Genomic DNA, 8,525 nt, shown 5'->3' with positions numbered 1-8,525 from the left:
TTAGTTTAAAACTGCTTTTCAATATTTAAGTAAGAACGTATGCGCTTGTTGCGGGTGCAAAAGTAGTGCGTTTATTCGCTTCTACAAGCTTTTTATCAAAGTATTTTCTGATTTGTGGAAGATTGCTTTTAAGTAACTGTAAACATGAAGTTTGAAGGGAATATTATTATTTGATTTTTATGTACTACCGCTTTTAATTTTACAAATCCCCTTAGTATATATCTAAAACGACGTTCTCATCTTCTTTTGGGGATGTTGATTGTTTTCATAATATTGAATTCACATTGCGTATTTCGTTATTATATAAATGTAACTGAATATAATAATTCTACTAACTACTAGTGCAGTAGACGAATATTGATATCTGAATAAAAATTGGGAAATTGTGGAATTATATAATTACAACTGCAAGGTACGATCACACTTTATATTAATATCTAATTACACGATTGAAATTATAGTCTACCTTATGAACATCGATAAATGAACCGCGGTTATATACTATCGCGGTTGAGACCTCGAGTTAAGTTTATATCCTATGATTATTTACAAAGCCTACTTGAGCGCAATTAGAATTTGAATCGTTATTACAATGGTTTGAACTTTAAATAATCCTACTACTCAAATCGCAAACTATATTTACATTTTATCATTGTGATTGTGGACTTACGTTTTATATATAAGAGAAATTGTAATTTGAATCAAAATTGTTATCACAGAGATTTTATATGATGGTAGTATTAAAAGCCTAGTTTAAGTTTATACATAAATAGTGTGCGTTTTAAAATCGCATGTTATGTTTACGAGTATCGCTAATTTATTGATTTATTCTAAAATCTTTATTCAAGCTTCGAATCAATCCTAAGATATTTTAAATTGATACAATTCAAATTAACTTGCTTCTTCTTTAGATGACTTTAAAACAAAAAACCCCAGACATAAGTCTGGGGTTTTGGAGCGAAAGACGAGGCTCGAACTCGCGACAACCAGCTTGGAAGGCTGGAGCTCTACCAACTGAGCTACTTTCGCATTATTACTATTTTTTATTTAAATTAAGCTTTAAAACTTAGAGCGAAAGACGAGGCTCGAACTCGCGACAACCAGCTTGGAAGGCTGGAGCTCTACCAACTGAGCTACTTTCGCATTAATGACGGTGCAAATATAAATAATAAGTTTGCTTGAATGCAAGTTTTTTTTTAAAAAATCTCAAACTTGCGATACCAATAATATTCAAAAAAGTAATTTATAGTTGTAAAGAATTTAAACTGAAATTATTATACATTTATAAATTCAAAAATAATTTAAAAAAAGTATGTACTTTATAAAAAACATAACTGCTTTAGAAACATTTTTAGTCCGTCATCCAGTACTTCGAACGGATAAACCAATTGAAGACTGTCATTTCGATGGTGACAATTTAGAAAGCACTATTCATTTCGGATTGTATTTTGAGAACACTATAGTTGGAGTTATTTCCTTATTCGAGGCAAAAAATGTTTTATTTGATCACAAAAAGCAAAATCAAATTCGAGGAATGGCGGTTTTAAAAGAATACCAAAAACAAGGTTTTGGTGAAAAATTAGTTAAATATGCTGAATCACACTGTATTCAAAGAGCAAAAAACTTAATTTGGTTTAATGCAAGGAAAGAAGCAATTAGTTTTTATCAAAAAATGGGATACAAACCTATAGGTGAATTTTTCGAAATACCTGAAATAGGATTACATATTCAAATGTTTAAAATTTTAGATCAACAATAATTTATCTTTAAGTAATATTAAATAAATAAATCTATGATGTGGATTCAGTTCCAAATTTAGCAACTCTCGAAGGGTGATAAATAAAGAAACAAGATTTATCTTTTATTGTAGTTATAATATCTTTAGATAATGCAACAGGAACTGCAGGACATCCCTGACTTCTTCCTAATCTATTATTGTTTTTGATAAATGATTCTGAAACATAATCAGCCGCATGCATAACGACACCTCTTGCTCTTGCATTATCATTTATTCCTTTTTCTAATCCATCTAACCTAAGAGACATTCCATGTTTACCATTATAGATTTCTCCAGTTGTATAAAATCCTAAACTGCTTTTAAAAGATTCATTAGCATTAGAAAAATTAGAGGCAAATTCTTGTCCAGTATTTCTGCCGTGAGAAACTAAAGAGTTAAATAAAATATCTCCAGTAAGAATATTAATCACCCATAGTCTTTTAGTGTTAGAGGACATACTAAAATCGATAATTGTCAATATATCTTTCTTAATTAAACCTTTTTCTTTTAAAGAATAATACCCTTTCAAAGCTGATGCAAAACTTTCTAATTTTGGCAATGCATATTTATTGGAATGCAAATTATTATAAGCAATTTCTATTTTGGAGTTTAGCGCTGGTTTTATTATCGTAACATAGTGATTTGGCTTTACTAATTCTGATTTTAAATGTGATGAATTATTGACATTAAAAAATGCTAAAAAAATAAAAAGTGAGGGGATTAAATTATAAATCATTGATTTTCTTTTAGTTTAAAATTTAATTAGTTTGCAAAAATACAGTTATAAACAAAGCAGTGAGACCGTTTAACAAAAGTTTATTGTTTTTATAACGTTTAAAATTAGAAAATATTGAGATAAGATTATAAAATTTCAACATAACATTAAAAGATTAAGATCCTGTTAAACCTCCGTTGAATACATGTAGTGTCAGATTTTGAATTTTTTTAAAACGCTTACTATCCTTTATTCATTATTAAATTTTTGAATTAATATCTCTTACTTAAATTACTAAACAATTAAAGCTTTTACAATAGCATCCGAAAAAAAATGGTTTAAAATTGTAAACTTGCACGCATGTATAATTCTATAAGTTTAACAAATTAGAGTCAAATTGTAACATTCCTTACAATAAAGAGTCTATTAGAAAAAACAAAAGATTAATTGTATCACGAACTGTAACAGGTAATGCGTTTTTAATATTTATCATCATTCAAACATTGTTCAATGAATAAAGTTCTACTAATTGGGTTGCTTCTACTTTCCTTTTTTGGCTATAGCCAAAAAAAAACACTAAAAACTATATTTATCTCTGAAAAAATTGAGATTGATGGTAAATTGGATGAGTCAATTTGGCAATCAGCTCCAATAGCAACTGATTTTATTATGTTTGAACCTGATAATGGCAAAGTGATGCCTAATAACAAGAAAACAGAAGTAAGAGTATTGTACGACAATGATGCTATTTATATTGGTGCACTACTAAATGATGACAAACCAGATAAAATATTAACCGAAATTACACAAAGGGATGAATTTGGAACCGCAGATTTGTTTGGTGTTTTTATAAATGGTTATAATGATGGGCAGCAAGATTTTCAATTTTTTGTGAATGCAGCCGATGGCCAAGCAGATTGCATCACCACCGATGCTAATGGCGAAGATTATTCCTGGGATGCGGTGTGGAGAAGTAAAGCCGTTATTACAGATAAAGGTTGGGTAGTAGAAATGCGAATTCCTTATGCAGCAATACGTTTTTCCAATGAAAGTAAGCAAACTTGGGGAATAAACTTTTTTAGAGAAATTAGGAGAGACCGTCAAAAATATACTTGGAACTTTATCGATTCTAAACTGGGTACTTTCACGCAGCAATCTGGAACTTTAGAAGGAATTGCAAATATTAAAACTCCTACCCGACTCTTTTTACTTCCTTATTCTTCTTTTTATGCTACTGCAAATGCTACTCAAAAAACGTACGGAACTTTAAAAGGTGGACTAGATTTAAAATACGGAATTAATGATGCTTTTACATTAGACATGATTCTTATTCCCGACTTTGGGCAGACCAAATACGATGATCAAATACTAAATTTAGGACCTTTTGAACAGCAGTTTAATGAAAATAGAGCGTTTTTTACAGAGGGAACAGATTTGTTTAGTAAGGGTGATTTACTTTATTCGAGACGTATTGGCGGAAGCCCATCAGTCAAAACAAATAAAATAGCAATAACAATTAATGAAGAAGTAGAGGAATATCCCGTTAATGTCAATTTAGTCAATGCATTAAAAGTGACTGGGCGTACAAAAAATGGATTAGGAATTGGGATTTTAAATGCAGTTACTGAAAAAACTACTGCTACAGTTCGTAATAAAGTAACTCAAAATTCGCGACGCATAGTAGTTGAGCCATTAGCTAATTATAACGTTCTAGTATTAGATCAGCGCTTTGGAAAAAACTCTTCAATTGCATTTGTGAATACTAATGTGACTAGGAATGGTGGTTTTAGAGATGGAAATGCAACTGCATTAGTTTGGGATTTAAACACTAAAAAAAACACTTATAGTCTTACTGGTGATTTTAAATATAGTTATGTTAATGCTGAAAAAGATAAAAAGGGAGTTAATTCTCAATTAAATTTTTCTGAAACTAGTGGGAAATTTCGCTATGGTATTGGAGCCGATATTATTACTAAAGAGTACGACAATAATGATTTAGGTATAAATTTTGAAACTAATTACTTTAGTTTTTATGGCAATACTAGTTATAGAATTTTAAACCCGACTAAGTATTTTAACAGTTTTAATGCACGAATTAATGCATATTCTCAGTTCCAGAAAGAAACTGGAAAACTTCAGTCTGGTAATATAAATATCCAGATTAATTCGAAAGACAAAAAAAATATTTATTATGGATTAGGAATCGATGCTAATCCTATACAAACATTTGATTATTATGAGCCACAAACTATGGGTAGATATGTATTATTACCCTCAAAAATTAGTGGCTTTATATATGTTTCTACTAATTACAATAAGAGCTTTGCTATTGATTTTAATCCATCCTTTACGGCATTTGATGAAGAAAAAAGAAATTCTTACGGATTTGAAATTGGCCCTCGATACCGTTTCAGCGATAAATTATCACTCATTTACACGTTCAATTTTTTAAGACAGAATAATAATAAGGGTTACATTGACAGTATCAAGGAAGATTTAAATCCAGAAACACCAAATTTGATCATTTTTGCCAATCGAAATGTAATTACGTATTCCAATGCATTATCAGGAAAATATGCTGTAAATAGCAAGATGTCTTTTAACCTTTCGGTTAGGCATTATTGGTCCTATGCGGAAAACAAAAACATTTTGTCCTTACAGGAAAATGGCAGTTTAGCTAATTATACTCAATATTCCAGTAATAAAAATTCTAGCTTTTATTCTTGGAATGCAGATTTATCATATTCTTGGTGGTTTGCGCCTGGAAGCCAACTATCGCTTTTGTATAGAAATAATGCTGGCTCTTTTGAAAGTAATATTAACAAAGATTTTCAAAATAATGTTACTAAATTGTTGACAAACGATGCGCTAAATCATGTTTTATCAATAAGTGTGCGTTACTTCATAGATTATAATCAAATTAAAAATAAATTCTAATTGTTACATAATGTAGAACTCACTTAACAATTGTTAATTTTATTGTCTCTCTACCTTTTATAAAAGCTTTATCTTTGTTTAAAACAAATTTGCGATGAATAAAAAAGTAATTTTAATGATTTTAGACGGTTGGGGCAACTCTCCTGACCCAAAAGTTTCTGCTATAGATAATGCCAAGATTCCTTTTATAAACAGTTTATATAAAAATTATCCAAGTGCACAACTTCGTACTGATGGTTTAAATGTGGGATTACCCGAAGGACAAATGGGTAACAGCGAAGTGGGACACATGAACTTGGGTGCTGGTCGAATTATTTATCAAGATCTGGCTAAAATTAATTTGGCTGTAGCCAATAACACGCTGGCTAAAGAACCTGTTTTAATTGATGCCTTTAATTATGCAAAAATAAAAAATAAAAAAGTACACTTTTTAGGACTGGTTTCTGATGGTGGTGTTCATTCTCATACTTCGCATTTACGAGGTTTGATTGATGCAACACAACAGTATGGATTAGATAAGGTTTTTATTCATGCTTTTACAGATGGTCGTGATGTAGATCCAAAATCAGGAATACATTATATTCAAGATTTGCAAGACTATATTGGTAATACTACTGTAAAATTGGCTTCAATTATAGGGCGGTATTATGCAATGGATAGAGATAAACGCTGGGAAAGAATTAAATTAGCTTATGATTTAATCGTAAATGCAATAGGTACACATTCTACAGATGCTGTGGCTTCTATTGAAGCTAGTTATGAAGTTAATGTGACAGATGAATTTATTCACCCAATATTAATGACAGATGAAAATGATAAATCACTTGCCACTATTGAAGAGGATGACTTAGTGATTTTCTTTAATTTTAGAACCGATAGAGGACGCGAATTAACAGAAGCACTTTCGCAACGAGATTTCCATGAGCAAAATATGCACAAACTTAATTTGTATTATGTGACTTTGACAAATTATGATGAAACCTATACTAATGTAAAAGTGGTCTATAATAAGGATAACATTACTGAAACCCTTGGTGAAGTATTAGAAAAAGCACACAAAAAGCAAATCAGAATTGCTGAAACGGAAAAATATCCCCATGTCACCTTCTTCTTTTCTGGTGGCCGAGAATTACCATTTATAGGCGAAAGTAGGATATTAAAAAATTCACCAAAAGTGGCTACGTACGACTTACAACCAGAGATGAGTGCCTTTGCTTTGACAGAAGCACTAATTCCTGAACTAGATAAAGGAGAAGTAGATTTTGTTTGCCTTAACTTTGCTAACGGAGATATGGTAGGACACACAGGCGTTATGAGTGCGGCTATACAAGCATGTGAAGCTATTGATAAATGCGTAGAAAAAGTGATTACCGCCGCGTTAGCTAACAATTACACAACAATTGTAATTGCAGATCATGGAAACTGTGAAACAATGATCAATTCAGATGGCAGTCCTAATACGGCTCATACCACAAATCCAGTTCCAATTATTTTAGTAGATAAAGATATAAAAGAAATTCACGATGGTGTATTAGGAGATATTGCTCCAACTATTTTACAATTAATGGGAGTAGAAAAACCAGAGGTTATGACTTGTAATTCTTTACTATAAACTTAATAGTTATAAAATGCTGTCTCACAAGGGCAGCATTTTTTTCTTAGTTTGATTGTAAATAAAAATGAGTACAAAATGAAATGTATTATCGTTTTACACTATTGAACAATCACAAATCAAATAAATTGTTCAACAAAATAAATAATAAGCCCTACAAATCCACCCACAACTGAACCATTAATTCTAATAAATTGAAGATCCTTACCTACTTCTAACTCTAATTTATCAGCAATTTCTTTTTTATCCCAGCTTTGAACCGAGCTTGCAATCAATTCACCTATTGCTTTTTTGTTTTTTAATAATACATTTAATAAATCAATTTTTATAAAATTATTTATTTTGGTCGTTAGCGCTAAGTCATCTTGAATAGTAATAGCAAAATTAATGATCATTTGAGTAAGGTTTGATTTAATTTGGGACGCCTCTCCTTTTTCTAAATCATCATTGACAGCATCTTTTATCTCTTGCCAAATCGAACCAATATAATCTTGAACCTCACTTTTCTGAGTAAATTCAGTAACTAAATTACTTATTTTCTGTTGCATTTCTGGTGAACTTTTTAATTCCTCAATATAGTCGAGAAAATACTTATTAACCCTTTGACGGATTGAGCTATCCTCTTCTTTTGCCATTTCAATAAATTCATAAAGTCCAGCAAATACGCCATTGGCAATTTTTTTATCAGCAACGCCTAATGTGTACCAGGGTGTGGCTGTTTTTACTCTTTCGTCAATTTCCTCTTTACTTGCTTGGAGTTCAGATGCAAGAACCGTCAAAACATTTGTTATCAATTGAGCCAGCTTATCACTTTTTGACAGGGATTCTAAACCAATTGCAACCCATTGTCCAAAATTTAATTGCTGCATTTTATTTTCAAATTGTTTTTGGATAAAGTGTTGCACATCAGCATCGTCGATAGTTTTTAATATACCTGGAATTACATTTTCAACAACTAATGAAGCTACAGTAGTAGCATTTTTCTTTGATTTTAGCCAAGCTGTTGCTTTTGTAGCAAAGTCAAATTCATCTATTTTAATTTCTAATTTCTCTTTAATCAAAAATTCATCCGATACAAAACTCCCTAAATTTCGACCAATATCATCTTTATTGTTTGGAATTAACGCTGTATGCGGAATTGGAATCCCTAATGGGTGCTTAAACAATGCTACCACTGCAAACCAATCGGCAATTCCACCTACCATTGCCGCTTCACTAATGGCTTTAAGCCAAGCAATTTCATAATGATGTGCTACAAAGAATAGGACAACAGCAAGTATCAAGACACTCAAGGCGAGATTTTTCATCTTTCCTAAGTTCGCTTTTTTCGTCTTGTTAGTGTCTATCGTGTTCATTTAATTGATTTTTTGAAATATACTAATTTATTACTTGGCGGATTCAAGTCATAAATGCAACTTTTTGCTGATTTATCAATTTATGTAAATATACTTGGTTTGGTGTTTTAAAACCAAATCTTTTTCTCG

The 8,525-nt window shown here is 30.9% G+C and carries 5 protein-coding genes and 2 tRNA genes; 3 read left to right on the top strand and 4 right to left on the bottom strand.

What is annotated here, in order from left to right:
• Positions 1-953: 953 nt before the first annotated feature.
• Positions 954-1,029 (bottom strand) — tRNA-Gly (locus RCH18_RS15735).
• Positions 1,030-1,070: 41 nt separating this feature from the next.
• Positions 1,071-1,143: transfer RNA gene (locus RCH18_RS15730), tRNA-Gly, on the bottom strand.
• A 169-nt stretch (positions 1,144-1,312) separates the two neighbouring features.
• Here RCH18_RS15730 and RCH18_RS15725 point away from each other — a divergent pair.
• Complete coding sequence (locus RCH18_RS15725; protein WP_326937728.1) at positions 1,313-1,759, top strand: GNAT family N-acetyltransferase; 447 nt, start codon at positions 1,313-1,315, stop codon at positions 1,757-1,759.
• Positions 1,760-1,790: 31 nt separating this feature from the next.
• Here the strand turns inward: RCH18_RS15725 and RCH18_RS15720 are convergent, their stop codons facing one another.
• Positions 1,791-2,513, bottom strand: coding sequence for a murein L,D-transpeptidase catalytic domain family protein (locus RCH18_RS15720; protein WP_326937727.1), 723 nt, complete (start codon positions 2,511-2,513; stop codon positions 1,791-1,793).
• Positions 2,514-3,002: 489 nt separating this feature from the next.
• Here RCH18_RS15720 and RCH18_RS15715 point away from each other — a divergent pair, with 489 nt between their 5' ends.
• Both RCH18_RS15715 and gpmI read left to right on the top strand, forming a co-directional pair.
• A complete protein-coding gene (locus tag RCH18_RS15715) occupies positions 3,003-5,429 on the top strand; it encodes a DUF5916 domain-containing protein (RefSeq protein WP_326937726.1) in 2,427 nt (808 codons plus the stop codon).
• Positions 5,430-5,523: 94 nt separating this feature from the next.
• Entirely contained in the window at positions 5,524-7,041 is a 1,518-nt protein-coding gene (gene gpmI / locus RCH18_RS15710) for a 2,3-bisphosphoglycerate-independent phosphoglycerate mutase (protein WP_326937725.1), read from the top strand.
• A 119-nt stretch (positions 7,042-7,160) separates the two neighbouring features.
• On the opposite strand, the gene RCH18_RS15705 is transcribed toward gpmI, so the two are convergent.
• Positions 7,161-8,396: a DUF445 domain-containing protein gene (locus tag RCH18_RS15705; RefSeq protein ID WP_326937724.1), complete on the bottom strand. Its 1,236-nt coding sequence runs from the start codon at positions 8,394-8,396 to the stop codon at positions 7,161-7,163.
• Positions 8,397-8,525 lie beyond the last annotated feature (129 nt).

Origin of the sequence: Flavobacterium sp. PL11 (genome assembly GCF_035985025.1) — a bacterium.
In the GTDB taxonomy this organism is placed as follows: Bacteria; Bacteroidota; Bacteroidia; order Flavobacteriales; family Flavobacteriaceae; genus Flavobacterium.
Note: the sequence above shows the minus strand (reverse complement) of the source record. Positions and strands in the feature narration are given on the sequence as shown.

Coding starts and splice junctions, on each gene's coding strand:
- RCH18_RS15725 (WP_326937728.1), top strand. CDS start 1,313: ATGTACTTTATAAAAAACATAACTGCTTTAGAAACATTTTTAGTCCGT.
- RCH18_RS15720 (WP_326937727.1), bottom strand. CDS start 2,513: ATGATTTATAATTTAATCCCCTCACTTTTTATTTTTTTAGCATTTTTT.
- RCH18_RS15715 (WP_326937726.1), top strand. CDS start 3,003: ATGAATAAAGTTCTACTAATTGGGTTGCTTCTACTTTCCTTTTTTGGC.
- gpmI (WP_326937725.1), top strand. CDS start 5,524: ATGAATAAAAAAGTAATTTTAATGATTTTAGACGGTTGGGGCAACTCT.
- RCH18_RS15705 (WP_326937724.1), bottom strand. CDS start 8,396: ATGAACACGATAGACACTAACAAGACGAAAAAAGCGAACTTAGGAAAG.